Origin of the sequence: Streptomyces himalayensis subsp. himalayensis, from assembly GCF_013778455.1 — a bacterium.
In the GTDB taxonomy this organism is placed as follows: Bacteria; Actinomycetota; Actinomycetes; order Streptomycetales; family Streptomycetaceae; genus Streptomyces; species Streptomyces himalayensis.
Genome location: NZ_JACEHE010000014.1, coordinates 103,713 through 124,077, shown reverse-complemented (window position 1 = coordinate 124,077; position 20,365 = coordinate 103,713). Strand labels below are relative to the sequence as shown.

The window sequence follows — 20,365 nt, the reverse complement described above, 5'->3', positions numbered from 1 at the left end:
CATGGCTCTCGCACAGGTCAGCCCGGCATCATGGCTGCTGTGGCGAGGCGAACACGGACGAGGTGGGCATGGCTGGAGCACGTGGGACCCGGATCCCGGCATACGTCTGGATCCTGGCGGCCTGGGGGCTGAGCCGGACGCTCCTTCTGCTCTTCGTCTTCAAGGTGTTCGTCTTCCCCGGACCCGATGTGACGAGCGACATCTCGGTGATCTACCAGGGCTGGTACGAGGTGCTGCGCACCGGCACCTTCCCGCTCGACGACGTCACCTGGCAGTACCCGCCGGCCGCCGCGCTCGCCGTCCTCTCCCCCGCCCTGCTCCCCTTCCTCGACTACGCGTCGGCGTTCTTCGTCCTGGCCTTCCTCGCCGACGCGCTGGTGCTGGCGCTGCTGCTCTATGCGGGCGGACGGCCCGGCAAGACGCTGCGCGGCGTCTGGGTGTGGGTCGCGGGCGTGGCGCTGCTCGGGCCCACCGCGTACGCCCGCTACGACCTGATGGTGACGGCCGTCGCGGTGGCGGCCCTGCTGGCGGGTGCGCGGCGTCCCCGCATGATGGGCGCGCTCGCGGGCTTCGGCGCGCTGCTGAAGGTGTGGCCGGTACTGCTGCTGGTCGGTGCGGTGCGCGAGGACCCCGTCGCCGGTGAGGGACGCCCGAGGTGGCCGCGAGCCTGGTCCGCGGCGGCCGTCACCGGCGGCCTGACAGCGCTCGTGTTCATCGCCGCCATGCCGGGCGCCCTGGCGTTTCTGACCTTCCAGCGGGACCGCGGCACCGAGGTCGAGTCGCTCGGCGCGCTGGCCTTCCACACGGCACGGCACTTCGGCTGGTCGGGCCAGGTGCTGCTCAACTACGGATCGGTGGAGTTCCTGGGCCCGTACGTGCCGCTGGTGAGCATGCTCGCGCAGGCGCTGTCGGTGCTGGCCCTCGGCTGGCTGGTGGTGTGGCGGCTGCGCGCCCGCACCTGGTCGGCGAGCACACCCGCGGACGCGGCCTTCACGGCCGTCCTGCTGTTCACGGTCACGAGCCGGGTGATCAGCCCCCAGTACATGGTGTGGCTGGTGGGTCTCGCCGCCGTGTGCCTGCTCTTCCGCGGCAGCCGGATGGCGGTGCCGGCCTGGCTGGTGCTGGCCGCCACCCTGGTCACACTGCTGGAGTTCCCCGTCTGGTTCTCGCACGTGGTGGCCAGCGACGCGCTGGGCGTCACCCTGCTCTACGTACGCAACGGCCTGCTGGTCGCCGCGACCGTCACCGCCGCCGTGCGTCTGTGGCGGCACACGGTGTCGCAGCCGCCGTCCCCCGAGCTCCGCCCGCTGCCCGCCCAGGCCGCCCGCGACAAGGAGGTCCTCAGACCTTCCTGAACGCCGGGCGCCGGCATGCGACGGCCGCTCGCGCCGGAGAAGACGTCACGTGCCCAGCTGGTCCCGCAGATAGTCCCGCCACCGCTCGGTGAACCCGGCGGGCGTGGTGTCGAGTACGTCCAGCAGGGCCGCCTCGACCGCGTCCTGCCGGTCCTTGTGCGCGCCCACCGCGCGGTAGAAGTCGTTCAGCCGCTCCTCGCCCCAGTCGCGGGCGATCATCCGGCAGGCCAGCCACCCGCCCTCGTACGCCTCCGCGAGGCGCGCCGCGTCGCCCCCGAAGCCGAAGTCCTCGTCGTCCGGCAGCGCGTCCGGCAGCCCCCCCGCGCGCACCGCGCGGGCCAGCTCGGGCGCGGCCTGCTCGGCCGTACGTCCCGTGCCGCGGTAGCCGACCCAGTCGGCGTAGCCCTCGGAGAGCCACAGCGGGGTCGCGGCCGATGTGTGCGCACGGGTGGCCACGTGGGTCGTCTCATGGGTGAGGACGACCTGGCGGCCGAAGGCGCCGAGCACGCGGTACGCCTCGGGATTGATCACGATGCGGTCCGCCGGCGCCTTCGCCGAGGCTCCGGCCTCGCCCGTGGTCACAGCCGCCATCCCGCGGTATCCGGACGCGGGCGCCCCGAGCAGCGCCGCCATGCCGTTCAGCGACTTCGGCACCAGGACGACGACGCGCCCCGCCCAGTCGCCGCCCCAGGCGTCCCGCACCGCGGGCACCGCACGGTCGGCGAGGTCCGCGTACCGCCGCAGTTCCTCCCCGGCCTGCCCCACGCCGAGGACGAGGCTGTGCGCGCCGCGTGCGACCTGGACAGGGCCCTGCTCCCACAGCTGCTCGGCGGTGCCCTCGGCGGGGCGGTCCGAGGTGACGTACCAGCTGCCGTCACGGCGCTCCAGCCGGAGGGTGCGGGCCGCGTCCACCGTGCCGCGGTCGTAGCCGTCCAGCCGGTAGCGGAGACCGACATCGGCCGTGGCGCGCGGGCCGGAGCGGTCGATGCGGGTCAGCCGGTACTCCCAGGCGGCCAGCGGGACGTCCTCGAGGTTCTCGAACTCCGCGCGTCCCACGCCGCCCCGGCCGGTGGTCAGATACGCCTTCTCGTCCCGGTGCAGCACCGCGTCCGCGCGCCGGTCGAGGAGACGCTGCACCTCGGCCGCCGCCGTGTCGCGCGCCACGGGCCCGCCGCATCCGACGAGCCCGCAGAGCAGGGCGAGCAGCGCGCACCACAGGACCACCATCCGGGAACCACGCCGTCGACCAGCCACCTTTCCGATCGTACGGGCGGCACGGCAGGGATCGGACCCGCGTGACGCCGGACGGGAGCGGCTCAGACCCGCGTCACCGACGAGACCGGCATCATTCCCACGGGGTCGTAGCGCACGGGGGCGCCGGGGTAGGGCGCGTGGACGACCTGGCCGTTGCCCACGTACATCGCGATGTGGCTCGCGTCGGAGTGGTACGTCACGAGGTCGCCGGGCCGCGCCTCGGCGAGCGAGACCTGGCGGCCCGCGTACCGCTGGGCCTGCGACGTGCGCGGCAGCCCCACGCCCGCCTGCGCGTACGACCACTGCATGAGCCCCGAACAGTCGAAGCCCGACGGTCCGTTGGCGCCCCACACATAGGGCAGTCCGATGGCCGAGCGGGCGGCGGCGACGGCGGCCGCGGCCCGCGCCGACGACGGCAGGGCGGAGCCGGACAGGTCCAGAAGCGGGGTCCGACCGGTGTCGCGCGAGACCCTGTCGTAGGCCTCCCGCTCCGCGGCCGGCAGCGCGTTGAGCAGGCGCCGGGCCTCGGCGAGCTTGTGCTCGACGCTGCGCTTGTGGCGGGCCACTTCCTTGCGGCTGAGCTCCAGTTGCGCGAGCCGGTCGGCGGCCTCCGTGCGCTCCTGGGCGAGGGCGCGCTGGGCTTCCTGGACGTCCTTGAGCCGGTCGGCCTGCCGGGCGCTCACGCGGTCGAGGGTCGCCGCCTTGTCGAGATAGCCGTCCGGGTCGGCGGAGAGCACCAGGGCCAGCGCGGGATCGATGCCGCCCGACCGGTACTGCGCCCCGGCGAGCGCGCCCAGCGCGCCGCGCATGGTGTTGAGGCGCTCCTGTCCGCGGGCGATCCGGTCCTGGGCCGTCTTCACCTGGGCGCGCAGGCTCTCGGCGCGCTCGTCCGCGGTGTTGTACGCCTCGGTGGCCTTCTCCGCCTGCTCGTACAGCCGGTCCACCTCGGCGCCGACGTCCTGCGGGGTCTCCCGCGGTGCGGCGCCGGCCGGTGCGGCGGCGAGGGCCGCGGCCGCGGTGGCGGCTGCGGTGGACAGGACGGTGACGGTGGCGCCGCGCCCGCTCCGGTCGAGGCCGGAGTGTGCGCGGCGGCGATGGGACCCCACGGGTGACCGCTCTCCCTTCCGCTGACGGACCCCCGGTACCGGGGGAAACGAGGGCAGACAGTAGCCGGGCGACCACGCGGGGACCAAAGGGCCGGGGCGAGTCGAACAACGCGACGCCCCGTCGGAGACGCAGGTCACCGACGGGGCGCGGGGTAAGCGGGAGGTACCGGAATTCCCCCGATCGGGGGCGTTCCCGGACCGCTCGTACGACGACTCAGATACGGACGCCGAACTGGAACGGCATGTTGTTGATCGACTCGTAGCGGACGACCGTGCCGGTCCGGGGCGCGTGCAGGATCTGGCCGTTGCCGGCGTAGAAGCCGACGTGGTGCAGGTCGCCGTAGAAGAGGACCAGGTCGCCGACCTTGAGGTCGCTCTGCGAGTAGATCCGGGTGCCGGCGCTGGCCTGCGCCTGCGAGGTGCGCGGTATGGAGACGCCGGCCTGGGCGAAGGCCCAGGAGGTGAGGCCGGAGCAGTCGAAGGAGCTGGGGCCGCTGGCGCCGTAGACGTACGGCGAGCCGAGCTTGCTCTGGGCGGCGGAGTAGGCCGCGGCGGCACGGCCGGAGGCCGCCTGCCCGCCGCCGAGGGCGCTGCGGGCGCTGTCGCGGCTGGCGCGCTCCTCCTCGGCGGCCAGGGCCGCCTTCTCCGCTGCGGTCAGGGTGTTGAGGACCTTCTGCGCCTCTGCCAGCTTGGCCTGGACCTTCTCCTTGTTCTCGCGGAGCTCCTTGCGGGTGGCCGCGAGGTCGGCGAGCTTGTCGGAGGCCTCCTGGCGCTGCTGGGCGAGGGAGCGCTGCTTCTCCTGGATCTTCTTCAGCGCATCGACCTGCTGGCTGCTCAACTGGTCGAGCGTGGACGCCTTGTCGAGGTAGTCGTCCGGGTCGGAGGAGAGGAAGAGCTGGATGGAGGGGTCGATACCGCCCGAGCGGTACTGGGCGCTGGCCAGCGAACCGAGGCCGTCCCGCAGGTCGTTGAGCTCGTCCTGGCCGCGTGCGACCTTGTCCTGCAGATTGTCGATCTGCTTGTCGAGCTTCTGCTGCTTCTCCTTGGCGCCGTTGTACTTCTCAGTCGCGTGCTCTGCCTCTTCGTAGAGCTTGTCGACCTTGGCCTTGACCTCGTCCTTGCTGGGCTTGGCACTCGGGGCCGCGTTGGCGGCCTGCGAGGTCAGCGCCACGGCTGCGGCGGCGGTTGCGGTGAGCACGGTCACACGGGTGCGGCTCGGCTGCTTGGGTCGACGGTGGGACGCCACGAAGGCGAGCTCCTCTTCCTCCAGCCGCCTACCGAACGAGGTGGGCGGTGCCCCTCCACCGTCGCTCCCAATGAGCGATCACCCGAGTGGAGGTTCGACGCCAGACCCTAGTGACCCAACTGTGATCAGTTCAAATCATCCTCATAAAAATCTCCGTCACACAGTGCATTCTTTGCCGCGAACTCACGTGCAGTGATGCGCGTCTGACACTACGTTGCGTGAAGGTCTCGCGAATTCGGGCATTGCACCCAGACGTTACTGATGGGACCTACGAGACCTACGCCGCTTACGGGAACAGGACTCGCTTATTCCGCTTAGCCGCGCGAAAAGCGCTTCAGGAGCACCGCCGAGGCGACCGGCCGCGCCCCCACCTTCGCGACGCCGTCGGCCACTTCGCGGTCGGTCGAGACGACCACCACGGGCCGGCCCGGCGGCTCGGCGCGCACCAGCTGACGGATCAGCTCGTCGGCTGTCACACCGGGCTTGGAAAACAGCACCCGGACCCCGCGCGGCGGCGCGAGCAGCACGGGCGCGGCGAGCTCTGCCCCGTCGAAGACACACGTGACCTCGGCACCGGTCTGGGCGGCGAGCAGGGAGAGCTGGCCGAGCAGCCTCAACCGCTGCTTCTCGAGCGGCATCTGCGGATAGCCGGTCTTGGTGACGTTGTAGCCGTCCACGACCAGATGCACCTGGGGCAGCGCGAGCAGCTGGTCCAGGATGGCCGGGTCGCTGTCCGACAGCGCGCGGGCCGCGATGTCCTTGGGGGTCATGCGGCCGGGCTCCACCGCGTCCACGGTCTCGGCCGGGCGCCCGGAGACGGGCGGCAGCGCCAGTTCACGGCGCAGCCCCTGGGCAGCATCGAGGACGGTGTCGAGCAGCAGCCGTACGCGCATGTCCTCGACGCTGCGGCCCTCGCGCGCCGCCCGGCGGCTCGCCTCCAGCGCCGCCTCGGTCTCACCGAGTCGCGCCTTGAGCCGCCGCGCCTCGCTCTCCGCTGCGGACAACTGCGCCTGGCCCTCGGCCCGTACGGCATCCGTCTCGGCCCGTGCCTTGCGCAGCGCGGCCTCGCCGCGCTTGACGTCGCTGAGGGCCGCGCGCAGCTTGCGCTGCAGCGAATCGGCCTCCTTCTTGGCCGACTCCAGCTCCGTGCGCAGCCGTTCCGTGTCGATCCTGGTCTGGTCGCGGGCCGCGGCGAGCTCCTCGCGCAGCCGCTCCAGCTCGGCTCTGGTCTCCTCGTCGGCGCGCTCGGCGTTCGCCCGCTGGGCCTCCTCGCCCGCGGCGGTCACCAGCTTCACCCAGCCCGCGGGGCGGAGCACATAGGCCGCGGCCGCGACGTCCAGCGGGTCCGCGGCCGGGGGCGGTGCGCCCGAGTCGAGTGCGCCCGCGAGTTCGGGCTGGGCCTCGCGCAGCCGTTCCGCGATGCGCTGGCGGAAGATGGGGTCCGCCTCCATGGCCGCCGCCATCGCGTTGCCGGCGAACTTGGCGCGGCGGCTCGGCGTGAAGCGCGCGTACTGTCGGAGCTGCGCGGGCAGTTCGGTCAGGGTCAGTCCGCCGAAGCCGTCCGAGACGATCTGGACGACCCGGCGCCGCACTCCGTCGGGCAGCGGGCGGTCGAGCACCTCAGCGGTGCCGTCGGCCGGCTCCCCGCCTGTGGTCTCCACCATCCGTCACCCCAATTGGTTGTGCGAAGGCCCGCTCCCTCAGGAGCCGGCGCCCGGCCTGTCGACGAGTTCCACCTGGTCCACCGCGTTGCACCAGCGGCAGCGCACCGACTCGATGGTCTCACTCACCGTCTGGCGCTCCTCGACGGTGGGCTCCCCGGCCAGATCGAGATGCACGTATTCGACGACCTTCGACGAACGGGTCACGTCGAAACGCGTGAGATTGCCGCAGAGCGTGCAGCGCCAGCGGGTCTGGGCCGTCGGAAGGGGAACCGTCATCGTGCTGTCGCTTCCTTCGAGTTTCTCGGATGCACCTGTTTCCCGGATGCACCTGTATCCATGGTGCGTCCGTTTACCTGGTGCGGATGGCACGTAACCCTACGGCCTGCCGGATACCCCGTGCTCGGGCCCTGGTCGCGGCGAGGCGGTCCGCACGGGTTGGTCCCGTTACGTCATGCTCTGACCGTGATGGGAAAACGGCGTGGTGGCCTGGGCGCGGCGGCACGACGGGCGATGCGGGGCCGGACGGCCCCCGTGACATACGGCGTGATGGCCCTGTGCTGTCTGATCTTCGTCACCGGGCCGGCCGCCGCACTGAACCCCGTGTACGGCAGCGGCGACGAGCTGATCGCCGCCCAGGCGGCGTACTTCGAGCGCTGGGGCGTGGTGCCCGCGGAGCTGTTCAGCGGGGCGCCCCGGGCCGTCCTCACCCCCGCCACGGCGCTCTTCGTGCACGGCAGCTGGCTGCATCTGCTGGGGAACATGCTGTTCCTGTACGTCTTCGGCGTGATGGCCGAGGAGCGCATGGGCCATATCGAGTTCGCGCTGTTCTACGGCGGCTGCGGCTATCTCGCCCTGGTGGGATATGCCACCGCGCACGCGGGGTCGCAGCAGACGCTGGTGGGCGCTTCCGGGGCGATCTCCGCGGTCCTCGGCGCCTTCCTCTTCCTCTTCCCGGGGGCCCGCGTCACCAGCCTCTTCCCGTTCCTGTTCTTCCTGCCGCTGCGCTTCCCGGCCTGGGTGGTCCTGCCCTTCTGGGTCGCGCTGCAGTGGATGGCGATCAGCCGCCCGAGCCAGGGCCCGGGCGTCGCGTATCTGGCCCACCTGGTGGGCTTCTCGCTGGGCTTTCTCTATGCGTGGGCGCGGTACGGGCGGCGGGAGGGAACGTATGGCAGGGCTAGAGTGAAACCCCAGCCCGCGGCCACTGAGGGAGACAGCAAACCGTGATCACCGCGATCGTGCTCATCAAGACCAGCGTGGACCGGATCCCGGAGATCGCCGAATCCATCGCCGCGCTGGACAGCGTCAGCGAGGTCTTCTCGGTGACCGGCACCTACGACCTGATCGCCATGGTCCGGGTCAAGGCCCACGACGACCTGGCCGACGTGATCCCCGGCCGCATCAGCAAGATCCCGGGCGTCGAGGCCACGGACACGCATGTCGCGTTCCGTACGTACTCGCAGCACGACCTGGAGGCGGCGTTCGCGATCGGTCTCGATTCGTAACCGTGCCGCCGCGCGGGGTGGTGCGGTGGCCCGGCGATACGCAGATGAAGAGCTCTTCATCTCCGGCTCATCCCCGCGGCGCCTCGGGGCGCGCAGGATCGCCCCATGGTCTTCTCCCACCGCATGGCCGCCCTGGCCGCCGTCGTGGCGATACCGCTGGGCATCGCCGCGACCAGCTACGCCCTGACCGACAGCCCGGACGAGCCCCCGGTGCCGCCCAAGGTGGTACTGGACAGCGGCTCACCCTCGGCCACGCCCACCAGCCCAGAGCCGACACCGAGCGACGAGGTCGTGTCCCGGCCTCCGGTCAGCGACAACCCCACGGGTGACGATGACGACGACAGCGGCACGGGAGACGGAGACGACGACGGGCCCGGCGACGACGGCTGAGGCCGCGCGCGGGCGGATATCCGCCCGGGTCCGCATCCTTCTCTGGCTGCTGCTCGTGATGGCGGTGGCGTTGGCCGCGGTCGCCGCGACCACCCGTTCGATCCTGCTGCGCGATGTCGACCACCGGGTGAACCGGCTGCTCGCCCAGGAGACCGGCGAGTTCGCGCACTTCGAGGACCGTGGCGTCGACCCCGGGACCGGTCGCCCGTTCACCGATCCCGCGCGGCTGCTGCGGGTCTTCCTGGAGCGGCAGTACGCCGATCCGGACGAGGAGCTGATCGGCCTGGTGGGCCGGCCGGGCGCGACACCCGCACAGCTCACCCAGCCGCGCGAGATCGACGTGAAGCGGCCCCTGCACGAGGACTCCGACGCCCGGCGCCGTATCTTCGAGTCGCCTCGGTCCACCGGCACCCTGCACCGCGCATCGGGCGAGATCCGCTGGGCCAAGGTCACCGTGGCCCGGCACGACGGTGAGGCGGAGGCGGCGTTCGTGGTCGCCTTCCATCCGGGGCGCGAACAGGCGGGCGCGGACGAGGTGTTCCGCATCCTGCTCGCCATCTCGGGGGTGGCCCTGCTGATGACGACGGGCATCGGCTGGGTCGTCGCGGGACGGATCCTCAAGCCGGTACGGCTGGTGCGCACCGCGGCCGCGCAGCTCACCGAGCAGGACCTCACCCGGCGCATCCCCGTTCGCGGCCGCGACGACATCGCCGCGCTCACCGAGACGTTCAACGCGATGCTCGACCGGCTGGAGCGCGCCTTCGCCGCCCAGCGCGAGTTCGTCGACGACGCCGGCCACGAGCTGCGTACACCCATCACCATCGTGCGCGGCCATCTGGAGCTCATGGGAGACGACCCGGCCGAGCGCGATGAGACCCTTCGCCTTGTCACCGACGAACTGGACCGGATGAGCCGGATCGTCGAGGACCTGCTGCTGCTCGCGAAGGCCGAGCGCCCGGACTTCGTCAGGCCCGAGCCGGTGCAGCTCGCCGAGCTCACCGCGGACGTCTTCGTCAAGGCGCGCACTCTGGGCGACCGCCGCTGGGAGCTGGTCGAGACGGCCGACCGGGAGGTGCGGCTGGATCCGCAGCGCATCACGCAGGCGATGGTGCAGCTCGCGCAGAACGCCGTGCAGCACACCACGCCCGGGCAGCCGATACGCATCGGCTCGCGCAGCACGGGCCGGGGAGTCGAGCTCTACGTCGCGGACTCGGGGCCCGGCGTGGACCCCGAGGACGCCGAGGTGATCTTCGAACGGTTCCGCCGCGGCACTGCCCGCCGCGGCGCCCGCACCACCGGGGCGGGGCTGGGCCTCGCCATCGTCAGGGCGATCGCGGAGGGCCACCGGGGACGGGTACGGCTGCACGGCACGGAGGGCGGCGGCGCGACGTTCGTGCTCGTAATGGAGGAGGAACGCCCATGAACGGGCACGGGAACGTGACCACGAAGAGGGACGGGACGTGAACCGGATACTCATCGTCGAGGACGAGGAGCGCATCGCCTCCTTCGTGGAGAAGGGGCTGCGCGCCAACGGCTTCACCACGACGGTCGTCGCAGACGGCGACACCGCCTACGAGTACGCGGTGACGGGCGGCTTCGACCTGGTGGTGCTGGACATCGGGCTGCCGGGCCGGGACGGCTTCACGGTGCTGCGCGAACTGCGTGAGGCACGGGTGACGGTGCCGGTGATCGTGCTGACCGCCCGCGACTCCGTACGGGACACGGTGGCCGGCCTGGAGGGCGGCGCGGACGACTGGATGACCAAGCCGTTCCGCTTCGAGGAGCTGCTGGCGCGGGTGCGGCTGCGGCTGCGCACCGCGGCCAGGGCGCCGGAGGTGACGGTGCTGCGCAGCGGCACCCTGTCGCTGGATCTGCGCACCCGCCGGGCACGGGCCGGGGAGCGGACGGTGGACCTGACGGCTCGTGAGTTCGTGCTCCTGGAGCTCTTCCTGCGCCACCCCGGGCAGGTGCTCTCGCGCGAGCAGATCCTGTCGCACGTGTGGGGATACGACTTCGACCCGGGCTCCAACATCGTGGATGTGTACGTGCGGGCGCTGCGCAAGAAACTGGGGGCGCAGCAGGTCGAGACGGTACGCGGGATGGGGTACCGCCTGGCGGTCTGACCGTCGATCTGACGCGTGTCATGAAATTCCCTTCATGTACGGCTCATCGAGGACTCACCGCATACGTGAACGCTCGATGGCGTGACCCTGAACCTGCGGAACACCGCGACACTGTGCGTCGCGCTGTCCCTCTGCGCACTGCTGCTGGTGCCCGGCAACTTCCCCGGGCTCAGCGGTGACGCCCGTCTGACGCTCGCCGTCTTCGCCCTCGCGACCTGCGCCTGGATCGGCACGACGGTCGACGACACGTACATCGCGCTGGGCGCGGGACTGGCACTCACCGCCACCGGCGTGATCAGCAGCGAGACGCTCTTCGGGACGCTCGGCGACGCGACGGTGTGGCTGCTGATCTGCGCCTTCGTTCTCGCCGCCGCCGTGGCGCGCAGCGGGCTCGCCGGGCGGGCCGCGGCCTTCCTGGTCAGCGGAGCGCGCACCGTACGGCAGTTGGTGCATCTGACCACCGCGGCGCTGGTCGTCACCGCCTTCGCGGTGCCCGCCACTTCCGGCCGGGCCGCGCTCGCGCTACCCGTCTTCCTCGCCCTCGCCAAGGCGCTGGCCGACCGCAAACGCCTGGTCGTGATGCTGGCGTTGCTGTTCCCGACGGTGATCCTGCTGTCCGCGGTCGCGACTTTGATCGGTGCGGGAGCGCATCTGATCACCGTGTCGGTGCTGTGGGAGGCGACCGGGGAGCGGATCGGCTTCACGCAATGGCTGCTGCTCGGACTGCCGTTGGCGGTCGCCTCATCCCATCTGGCGGCGGAGGCCGTGCTGTTGACCACGACCCGGCGCGCCGACCGTCGCGTCCCTGTCCGGATCACCGCCGAACAGATCCAGGAGCACAGCGACGACCCGGTCACCGGTCCCTGGACGCCCGCGGAGACGCGCTGTCTCCTGCTGCTCGGCACGGTCGTCGCCCTGTGGTGCAGCGAGCCGCTGCACCAGGTGCCACCCGCTGTCGTGGCCCTGATCGGAGCGGTCGTCGCGGCCTCTCCGGCGCTCGGCACCGTACGACTGAAGGACGCCCTGAAGACCGTGCCCTGGTCGCTGCTGCTGTTCATGGCGGCGACGATGGCGATGGGCGTGGCACTCGCCGATTCGGGGGCGGCGAAATGGCTGGTGGCCGGGGTTCCCCTCGATATGTCGCCCTGGCTCTTCCTGGCAGTCGTCATAGCCGTCAGCACCGCGGCGCATCTGATCCTGCAGTCCCGCTCAGCGCGCTCGTCCGTACTGGTGCCGCTGGTCGTCGCCGCCGCGGCCGCCGCCGGAGTCAACCCGGTCGCGGCCGCCCTGGCCTCCACCGCGGCAGCGGGCTTCTGCCACACACTCCCGGCATCGGCGAAACCGGTGGCGCTGTTCGCCGACATACCCGGTACGCCCACCTACACCCCACGCGACCTGCTGCGCCTGTCCGCCGTGCTGGCCCCGCTCACCGCCGCGCTCGTCCTGCTCTTCGCCCTGGCCGTCTGGCCGCTGCTCGGCGTCCCCGTCCGCTGACCACCCCAAGGAGCCCCCATGCTGACCCGTATCGCCGTCGCGCCCAGCGGCTTCAAGGAGTCCCTGTCCGCGCGTGACGCCGCCGAGGCCATCGCGGCGGGCGTACGCCGTGTCGTCCCCGGCGCCGAGGTCGATCTCATCCCGCTGGTGGACGGCGGCGAGGGCACGGCCGCCGCACTCGCCGCGGCCCGTGGCGGCCGGCTTGTCGCACTGCCCGCGACGGGCCCGGTCGGTGAGCCGGTCGGCACGCACTTCGCGCTCCTCGACGCACGCACAGCCGTCGTGGAGATGGCGGCGGTCGCGGGCCTGTCCCTCGTCCCGCGCGGCCTGCGCGACCCGGGCACCACCACGACGTACGGAGTCGGCGAGCTGATCCGCGCCGCGCTGGACGCGGGAGCACGCCGGGTCCTCGTCGGCTGCGGCGATTCGGGTACGTCCGACGGGGGCGCGGGAGCCCTCCAGGCTCTGGGCGCCCGGCTCCTGGACGCGAACGGCTGGGAACTGCCCCCGGGAGGACGTGCGTTGTCCCGTCTCCACCGCATCGACCCGTCGCACCTGGACCCGCGCCTGCACGACGCCGAACTGCTGGTCGCCTGTAATCCGTTCAACGTGCTGTGCGGCGAGCGTGGCGTCGCCCGCGTCTTCGGCCCGCAGAAGGGCGCGACGCCCGCGCAGGTGGAGGAGCTCTCAGCCGCGCTGGAGCGCTGGGCGGACGTCCTCACCCGCGACCTCGACGTGCGCACGGACCTCTACCGCGGCCCCGGCACGGGCGCGTCCGGCGGCCTGGGCGCCGGTCTCGCAGCGGTCGGCGCCCGCCTCCTCCCCCGCTTCGACGTCCTCCTCGACCACCTCGACCTGGACGCCCGGCTGGCCCGCGCCGATCTCGTCATCACGGCCGAGGGGGCGCTGGACCACCAGACCCCACGCGGCAAGGTTCCCGCCGAAGTGGCCCGGCGGGCCAAGCGGTTCGGACGCCCGGTCCTCGTCCTGGCCGGCACGATCGGCGAGGGGGCGCACCGGGTGCGGGCCTCGGGCGTGGACGCGTACAGCGCGATCCTGCCCGCGCCGGTCTCGCTGCACGAGGCGCTCGGCCGCGGCGGCGAGTTCCTCACCGACGCGACGGAGCGCGCCCTGCGCATGATCCTTCTGGGCGCCCGGCTGCCGTACCGCCCGGACCCTCTGCCTCAGGCGGAGGTGTCAGGGACGCAGCGCCCGTCCTCGGTGCGGTAGTTCCACTTGGCGCCGTCCCGGACGAGCTCCTTCACCGCCCGCACGAACCGCTCGACGTGCTCGTCCGGCGTGCCCGCGCCGAAGCTCACGCGGATGGCGTTGAGCGACTTCTCGCCGGGCGCAGCCTCGGGGGCACCGCACTCGCCCTGCGTCTGCGGCTCGGTGCCGAGCAGGGTGCGCACGAGCGGGTGGGCGCAGAACAGGCCGTCGCGTACCCCGATGCCGTACTCCGCGGACAGCGCGGCCGCGAAGTGGGAGCTGTTCCACCCGTCGACGACGAACGAAAGAACACCCACACGTGGCGCATCGTCGCCGAACAGCGAGAGAACCCGCACCTCGGGCACCTCGGCCAGGCCCGCCCGCACGGCCGAGACCAGCTGCTGCTCCCGCGCGACGAGGGTGTCGAACCCGGCCTCGGTGAGCGCCTTGCACGCCGACGCGATCGCATAGGCACCGATCACATTGGGCGAACCGGCCTCGTGACGCGCGGCGGTGGTGTGCCACTCCACGTCCACACCCCCGTCCGTGCGCCGCGCGACCTTGCGGCTGGCGCCGCCGCCCGCGAGGTACGGCTCGGCGTCCTGCAGCCAGTCGCCGCGCCCGGCGAGCACGCCCGATCCGAACGGTGCGTACAGCTTGTGACCGGAGAAGGCGACCCAGTCGACGTCCAACTCCCGTACGGAAACGGGGTGGTGCGGGGCGAGCTGGGCGGCGTCCAGCACGATCCGCGCGCCGTGCGAGTGCGCGGCGACGGCCAGCTCCCGTACGGGCCACAGCTCACCGGTCACATTGGACGCGCCGGTGACGCAGACCAGCGCCGGCCCGTAGGGATCCCGGTCGGCAAGGGCCCGCTCCAGCGCCCGCACGGCCTCTTCCGGCGTACGGGGGGCGTCGAGATACGTCACCCGCGCCTCGCGCCATGGCAGCAGGGACGCGTGGTGCTCGGTCTCGAACACGAACACCTCGCACTCTGCGGGCAGCGCGGCGGCCAGCAGATTGAGCGAGTCGGTGGTCGACCGGGTGAAGACCACCTGGTCGCCATCGCGGCAGCCGAGGAACTCGGCGACGGCGTGACGCGCGTTCTCGAAGAGCTCGGTGGACAGCTGCGACAGATACCCGGCGCCGCGGTGCACGCTGCCGTAGTACGGCGCGTACGCGGCCACGTCGTCCCAGACGCGCTGCAGCGCCGGAGCGCTCGCGGCGTAGTCGAGGGCGGCGTACGTGACCTCGCCGCCGGTGACGAGCGGGACGAGGACATCGCGCCCCAGAACGGGCAGGGCCCCGGAAGTGTCACGGCAAACGGACTGGTCGGCGGCAGCGGTGGAGACGGACATGGCGAACTCCCGTGAGAGATAAGCGAAATGACTGCGCGAGCAGGCGTGACAGCTCAAGCGCAGCAGAAGGGTGAAAGGTGAAAAGGGGGTGTGCGAGAAGGGGCTTGACGCCCTATCGCATTCGCTTGCTCACGAGACAGCTCCTCGAGGACCAGGACCCCAGGAACCGAACAAGGGGTCCGCGCTTGCCGCAGACCTCGCTGCCTGCGGCCTGGTCTTCACCCGGGGCACCCCGCCACGGACGGAGGGTTGCCGGACAGCGGGCCGGGGCCTGTTCGCTGTCACTCATGACCTGTTGAGAACTATGCCAGATGATCGCTGCGGTGCAACTTCTGTCCGCATCGCGGACGGAAGTTGCACCGCCTTTACGGCGCCCACGCGGATGTCTGCACAGGTCCGACGCGGGGGCACCGCCGCCGTGGTGTTGTGCCCACCCTCCCCCAGCTACCGCTGGGAGGTGCCCCCAGCCCTGCGGAACGATTGCCCACAACGGTACGACGTGCGCCGCCCTCACCGTCACCGGCCACTGGCCGGTAGCCACCCGACGGCCGAAGGGGACGTGGCGGGATGTGCGCCCGCAGCGGCTGGCGCAAACTTCGGGTTCCCCCAACAACTACGGCTAGGCGCCAGACCTGGGGGCACCTCCCAGGCCCTTAAGGCACTGGGGGAGTACATCCCGGCGCGGCCCCGACCCACCCACCGGCCGGAGGCGCACCGGAAGCGCACCGGCAGACGCGCGAACACGCCGCACACCCACCGGCAGGTGGCGAACCATCCGGCCGGCCGCAGGCCAGGGGGTGCCCAACCCCCGCCCGCCCAACGGCTAGTTGCTCGCCGCCACCCACCGCTCCAGCACCCGCCGAGCCGCCCCCGAGTCGATCGACTCCGCGGCCCTCTCCATCCCGGCGCGGATCTGCTCGGCCAGCGATCCCTCGCCCGGCGAGAGGGCCACCAGGGCCGCCGCCGAGTTGAGCAGCACGGCGTCCCGTACGGGCCCGGTCTCGCCGGCCAGCAGCCGGCGGGCCACGTCCGCGTTGTAGGACGCGTCAGCGCCCCGCAGCGCCTCCACCGGTACCAGCTCGATCCCGACGTCCCGCGGATCGAAGCTCTCCTCGCGCACCGCCCCGTCCCGCACGATCCACACCCGCGAGGTGGAGGTCGTCGTCAGCTCGTCGAGCCCGTCGTCCCCGCGGAACACCAGCGCGGACGAGCCCCGCTCGGCCAGTACCCCGGCCATGAGCCCCGCCATCCGGGTGTCGAAGCAGCCGATCGCGGAGGCGGTGACCCGGGCGGGGTTGGTGAGGGGGCCGAGGATGTTGAACGAGGTCGCGATCCCCAGATCCCGCCGGACCGCACCGACGAACCGCATCGCGGGATGGAACTTGGCCGCGAAGCAGAAGGTGATCCCGGCCTCCTCCACCACCTGCGCCACACGCTCGGGCGACAGGTCCAGGTTGATGCCGAGCTTCTCCAGAACGTCGGACGACCCGCTGGCCGAGGACGCCGCCCGGTTGCCGTGCTTGACGACCTTCGCCCCCGCCCCCGCGATCACGATGGACGACATCGTCGAGATGTTGACCGTCCTGGCGCGGTCGCCGCCCGTACCGACGATGTCGACGGCCGGCCCGGGGATGTCGAGCGGCTGCGCGTGCGCGTACATCGCCTCGACGAGACCGGTGATCTCCTCGACGGTCTCTCCCTTGGCGCGCAGCGCCACCATGAAGCCCGCGATCTGGGCGTCCGAGGCCTCGCCGCTCATGATGCGGTCCATCGCCCACGCCGTGTCACCGGCGCTCAGGTCCTGCCCGCCGAGCAGGGCACTCAGTACCTCGGGCCAGGAACGGCCCGCCGCGGTGTCGCCTCCTGCGGGGGTCACAGCGCTCATATGCCGCTCCTGGGTTCTTTCCCGGACGCGGACGGCGCTCGTACACGGAGATCCCGGCGGAGATCCCGCAGGGGCCCCGTACGAGGCCCCGCCCCGGGTCTCGTCTACGGATGGGACCCACCCTATCCAGGCCCGGGCACGGCAAAGAGCCCCGTCCAAGCAATGGACGGGGCTCTTCCCCAGCTGACGCTGACCCCCAGCCGTGGCGACCTTCAGGTCAGAGCTCGGTGATCAGTGGTGGCCGTGGCCGCTCGTGATCTCCTTGAACTCATCGACGGTGGGCTTGGGGATCTGGTGGCCCTCGCCGTAGTAGTTCTCCGAGAGCTTGGCCCGCAGCTTCTCCGAGGCCGGGATCTTGCGCTCCACGCCGTACTCGTCGACCTTCGGGCCGATCTCGACCGGCTCGTACTGCTCGTGCGCCGTGAGCGTGTGCAGCTGTTCCTGGCTGAGCGGCTCGTGGATCTCGATGAACTCACCGTGCGGCAGGCGCTTGATGATGCCGGACTCGCGTCCGTGCAGCACCTTGTCCCGGTCGCGTCGCTGCAGGCCGAGGCAGATCCGCTTGGTGACGATGAACGCGATGACCGGTGCGACGAAGAACGCGATCCGGACGAACCAGGTGACGGCGTTGATCGACAGGTGGAAGTGCGTGGCGAACAGGTCGTTGCCACCACCGATCAGCATGACCACGTACCAGGTGATCCACGCGACACCGACGCCCGTACGGGTCGGGGCGTTGCGCGGGCGGTCCAGGATGTGGTGCTCGCGCTTGTCGCCGGTGACCCAGGACTCGATGAACGGGTAGACCGCGATCGCGACCAGAACCAGCGGGAAGATCATCAGCGGGATGAAGACGCCCAGGACGAGCGTGTGGCCCGCGAAGTCGATCTCCCAGCCCGGCATGGCACGGATCAGGCCCTCGGAGAAGCCCATGTACCAGTCGGGCTGTGCGCCGGTGGACACCTGGTCCGGCCGGTACGGACCCATGGCCCAGATCGGGTTGATCTGCACCAGCGCCGCGATCACCGCGATGACACCGAAGACGAGGAAGAAGAAGCCTCCGGCCTTGGCCATGTAGACCGGCAGCAGCGGCATGCCCACGACGTTGTTGTTCGTCCGTCCGGGGCCCGCGAACTGCGTGTGCTTGTGGTAGAAGACCAGGATCAGGTGGGCCACCACCAGGCCGAGCATGATGCCCGGCAGCAGCAGCACATGGACCGCGAAGAACCGGGCCACGAAGTCGCCACCGGGGAACTCGCCGCCGAAGAGGAAGAACGACAGGTACGTGCCGACGATCGGCACGGACAGGACCGCGCCCTCCATGAAGCGGACACCGGTGCCGGAGAGCAGGTCGTCCGGCAGCGAGTAACCGGTGAAGCCGGTGAACATGCCGAGGACGAACAGCAGGAAGCCGAACACCCAGTTGATCTCACGCGGCTTGCGGAACGCGCCCGTGAAGAAGACGCGCATCATGTGCACGAACATGCCCGCGAGGAAGACCAGCGCCGCCCAGTGGTGGATCTGCCGGATGAGCAGACCGCCGCGGACGTCGAAGCTGATGTGCATCGTCGAGTTGAAGGCCTCGGACATCAGCTGACCCTGCAGCGGGACGTAACTGCCGGTGTACTCCACCTCGTTCATCGACGGGTGGAAGAACAGCGTCAGGTACACACCCGTGAGGATGATGATGATGAAGCTGTAGAGGCAGATCTCGCCCAGCATGAAGGACGGGTGGTCCGGGAAGATCTTGCGCATGTTGGCCTTGGCCAGGGAGTAGATCCCCAGCCGGCCGTCGGCCCAGTCGGCTACCCGCTCGCCGGCCGGTGCCTTGCCCCGTGCGTCTTTGGTCGTCGTAGTACTCATCCGCGCTCCCAGAAGGCAGGGCCGACGGGCTCTTCGAAGTCGTCGCGCGCCTCGAGGTAGCCCTCGTCATTCACACCGATCCGCAGCTGCGGCAACGCGTGACCGGCCGGGCCGAAGAGCACCTTGCCGCCGTCGGCGAGGTCGAAGGTGGACTGGTGGCACGGGCAGAGCACGTGGTGCGTCTGCTGCTCGTACAGGGAGATCGGGCAGCCCACGTGGGTGCAGATCTTCGAGTACGCCAGGATTCCCTCGTGCGACCACTCCAGGGTCTGCTTGTCCTTGATGTTGTCCGGCTGGATACGGACGAGCATCAGGGCCGCCTTGGCGATCTCCCTCTGGAAATCGTGGTCGTGCTCCTCCAGACCCTCCGGCTGCGCGAAGGTCAGCGAACCGACGGCGATGTCCGAGGGACGCATCGGCTCGTGGGTGTTCTGGTTGATCAGGAGCTTGCCCGACTTCCACAGGGTGTGGCGGAGCTTGTCCTCGGGCAGCGGACCGAGGTCGCGCAGCAGGACGAGACCGGAGAGCGGCACCAGGGTGAGCGCACCGAACATGGTGTTGCGGATCAGCTTGCGCCGACCGATCGCGGACTCCTTGGCACCCTGCTTGAAGTCGGCCAGGACCTTCGCCTTGACCTCGGGCGTTGCCTCGATCGGGTGACGCTCGTCGACGAGCTCCTCGTCGGACATCAGCGTGCGGGCCCAGTGGACCGCGCCGGCGCCGATGGCGAACAGCGCGACGCCGAGGGTCATGCCCAGCGCGAAGTTGAGCGCGCTGATGTGCCCGATCGGCCAGACGAAGATGTTCTGGTCGATCGGGATGGCCACGTACGAGGCGATGAAGCCGATGGTGGCCACCATGGACAGCGTGAACAGGAGGGCGACCGTGCGCTCGGAGCGCCTGGCGGCCCGCTCGTCGATGTCCTGGATGCGGTGCTCGTGAGGCGGCAGCCCCGGGTCCGCGAACGGGTTCTCCTCGTCCGCGAGCGCTACGGCACCGTGCTCGTCCTGCGCGGTAGGCAGGTTCTCTTCGGGAATGTCTTGGCTACTCATGACTTCTTGGCCTTTGCGGTCCGAGCGGCGACCCAGATGGCGACGGCGACCAGGGCGCCGAGACCGAAGATCCAGCCGAACAGGCCCTCCGTGACCGGCCCGAGGCCGCCCAGGTTGAGGCCGCCCGGCTCCACGGTCTCATCGCTGTTGACCGCGTCGAGGTACGCGATGATGTCCTTCTTGTTCTCCTCCGACATCGTCGTGTCGGGGAAGGACGGCATGTTCTGCGGGCCGGTCAGCATGGCCTGGTAGATGTGCTTGGGGTCCACGTCATCCAGGGCCGGGGCGTACTTTCCGTGCGTCAGCGCGCCACCCTTGCCGGTGAAGTTGTGGCACTGGGCGCAGTTGGTACGGAAGAGCTCACCGCCCCTGGCGATGTTCGCGCCCTCGGGGCTGTACTGCTCCTCGGTGGGGACGGCAGGACCGGCACCCAGGGAGGCGATGTACGCCGCGAGCTGGTCGATCTCGGCCTGCGTGTAGATGTTCTTCTTCTTCGGCACCTGGGCGCCGGGCTGCTGGGCCGGCATACGGCCGGTGCCGACCTGGAAGTCGACCGCCGCGGCACCGACACCCACCAGGCTCGGGCCGTCGGAGGTGCCCTGACCGCCCGTCCCGTGGCAGCTGGCGCAGCCCACCGAGTAGAGCTTCTTGCCCTCGTCGATGGCGAGGGACTGGGAGGTTTCTTCGGCCTGTGCCTTGTCCGCGGGCGCGAACACGGCGTACAGCCCCCCGGTGCATGCCAGCGCGAGGAGTAGGACGACGACCGCCGCCAGCGGATGGCGTCGTCGTGCGGAGAGCTTTTTCACGGATTACCCCGGTGTCAGGATCTTCTGCGTCGATGCTTCTGGGATGGATCGGTCTCGAGGA

The 20,365-nt window shown here is 71.0% G+C and carries 18 protein-coding genes and 1 riboswitch; of the genes, 8 read left to right on the top strand and 10 right to left on the bottom strand.

Annotation, left to right across the window (positions count from 1 at the left end):
- Nucleotides 1-68 precede the first annotated feature (68 nt).
- Nucleotides 69-1,355, top strand: a complete 1,287-nt coding sequence (locus tag H1D24_RS22850) for a glycosyltransferase 87 family protein (protein WP_181659521.1) — start codon at nt 69-71, stop codon at nt 1,353-1,355.
- A gap of 45 nt (nt 1,356-1,400) precedes the next feature.
- Here the strand turns inward: H1D24_RS22850 and H1D24_RS22845 are convergent, their stop codons facing one another.
- The 5 genes from H1D24_RS22845 to H1D24_RS22825 all read right to left on the bottom strand — a co-directional run bounded on the left by H1D24_RS22845 (nt 1,401) and on the right by H1D24_RS22825 (nt 6,901).
- Nucleotides 1,401-2,609, bottom strand: coding sequence for a hypothetical protein (locus tag H1D24_RS22845; RefSeq protein ID WP_309484411.1), 1,209 nt, complete (start codon nt 2,607-2,609; stop codon nt 1,401-1,403).
- Between the two features lie 62 nt (nt 2,610-2,671).
- Entirely contained in the window at nt 2,672-3,715 is a 1,044-nt protein-coding gene (locus tag H1D24_RS22840; RefSeq protein WP_181659520.1) for a C40 family peptidase, read from the bottom strand.
- Between the two features lie 214 nt (nt 3,716-3,929).
- The gene (locus H1D24_RS22835; RefSeq protein WP_181659519.1) at nt 3,930-4,961 is read right to left on the bottom strand and encodes a C40 family peptidase; all 1,032 of its coding nucleotides are present in this window, start codon (nt 4,959-4,961) and stop codon (nt 3,930-3,932) included.
- Between the two features lie 314 nt (nt 4,962-5,275).
- Complete coding sequence (locus tag H1D24_RS22830) at nt 5,276-6,625, bottom strand: NYN domain-containing protein (RefSeq protein ID WP_181659518.1); 1,350 nt, start codon at nt 6,623-6,625, stop codon at nt 5,276-5,278.
- Nucleotides 6,626-6,661: 36 nt separating this feature from the next.
- The gene (locus H1D24_RS22825) at nt 6,662-6,901 is read right to left on the bottom strand and encodes a hypothetical protein (protein ID WP_181659517.1); all 240 of its coding nucleotides are present in this window, start codon (nt 6,899-6,901) and stop codon (nt 6,662-6,664) included.
- Between the two features lie 189 nt (nt 6,902-7,090).
- Between H1D24_RS22825 and H1D24_RS22820 the strand changes: the two genes are divergently transcribed.
- The 7 genes from H1D24_RS22820 (at nt 7,091) to H1D24_RS22790 (ending at nt 13,364) form a co-directional block, all read left to right on the top strand.
- Nucleotides 7,091-7,849, top strand: coding sequence for a rhomboid family intramembrane serine protease (locus H1D24_RS22820; protein WP_181659516.1), 759 nt, complete (start codon nt 7,091-7,093; stop codon nt 7,847-7,849).
- On the top strand, nt 7,846-8,127 hold the full coding sequence (locus H1D24_RS22815) for an Lrp/AsnC family transcriptional regulator (protein ID WP_131565796.1): 282 nt from the start codon (nt 7,846-7,848) through the stop codon (nt 8,125-8,127). The genes H1D24_RS22820 and H1D24_RS22815 overlap by 4 nt, the downstream gene beginning before the upstream one ends.
- Before the next feature lie 105 nt (nt 8,128-8,232).
- A complete protein-coding gene (locus H1D24_RS22810; protein WP_181659515.1) occupies nt 8,233-8,517 on the top strand; it encodes a small secreted hydrophilic protein in 285 nt (94 codons plus the stop codon).
- The gene (locus H1D24_RS22805; RefSeq protein WP_181659514.1) at nt 8,459-9,940 is read left to right on the top strand and encodes a sensor histidine kinase; all 1,482 of its coding nucleotides are present in this window, start codon (nt 8,459-8,461) and stop codon (nt 9,938-9,940) included. The genes H1D24_RS22810 and H1D24_RS22805 overlap by 59 nt, the downstream gene beginning before the upstream one ends.
- 37 nt (nt 9,941-9,977) lie before the next feature.
- On the top strand, nt 9,978-10,640 hold the full coding sequence (locus H1D24_RS22800; protein ID WP_181659513.1) for a response regulator transcription factor: 663 nt from the start codon (nt 9,978-9,980) through the stop codon (nt 10,638-10,640).
- Nucleotides 10,641-10,721: 81 nt separating this feature from the next.
- Nucleotides 10,722-12,134, top strand: a complete 1,413-nt coding sequence (locus H1D24_RS22795; protein ID WP_181659512.1) for an SLC13 family permease — start codon at nt 10,722-10,724, stop codon at nt 12,132-12,134.
- 18 nt (nt 12,135-12,152) lie between these two features.
- Nucleotides 12,153-13,364, top strand: a complete 1,212-nt coding sequence (locus H1D24_RS22790) for a glycerate kinase family protein (protein ID WP_181659511.1) — start codon at nt 12,153-12,155, stop codon at nt 13,362-13,364.
- Here the strand turns inward: H1D24_RS22790 and H1D24_RS22785 are convergent.
- The 5 genes from H1D24_RS22785 to qcrC form a co-directional block, all read right to left on the bottom strand.
- Nucleotides 13,319-14,698, bottom strand: coding sequence for an aminotransferase class V-fold PLP-dependent enzyme (locus tag H1D24_RS22785; RefSeq protein WP_181659510.1), 1,380 nt, complete (start codon nt 14,696-14,698; stop codon nt 13,319-13,321). The genes H1D24_RS22790 and H1D24_RS22785 overlap by 46 nt on opposite strands.
- Before the next feature lie 176 nt (nt 14,699-14,874).
- A riboswitch (SAM riboswitch) is annotated at nt 14,875-14,991 on the bottom strand.
- Between the two features lie 530 nt (nt 14,992-15,521).
- Entirely contained in the window at nt 15,522-16,583 is a 1,062-nt protein-coding gene (gene trpD / locus H1D24_RS22780; RefSeq protein WP_181659509.1) for an anthranilate phosphoribosyltransferase, read from the bottom strand.
- Between the two features lie 231 nt (nt 16,584-16,814).
- Entirely contained in the window at nt 16,815-18,446 is a 1,632-nt protein-coding gene (gene qcrB / locus H1D24_RS22775) for a cytochrome bc1 complex cytochrome b subunit (protein ID WP_181659508.1), read from the bottom strand.
- On the bottom strand, nt 18,443-19,498 hold the full coding sequence (qcrA, locus tag H1D24_RS22770; RefSeq protein ID WP_181659507.1) for a cytochrome bc1 complex Rieske iron-sulfur subunit: 1,056 nt from the start codon (nt 19,496-19,498) through the stop codon (nt 18,443-18,445). Before qcrA ends, qcrB begins: the two co-directional genes overlap by 4 nt.
- Nucleotides 19,495-20,304, bottom strand: coding sequence for a cytochrome bc1 complex diheme cytochrome c subunit (qcrC, locus tag H1D24_RS22765; protein WP_181659506.1), 810 nt, complete (start codon nt 20,302-20,304; stop codon nt 19,495-19,497). Before qcrC ends, qcrA begins: the two co-directional genes overlap by 4 nt.
- Nucleotides 20,305-20,365 lie beyond the last annotated feature (61 nt).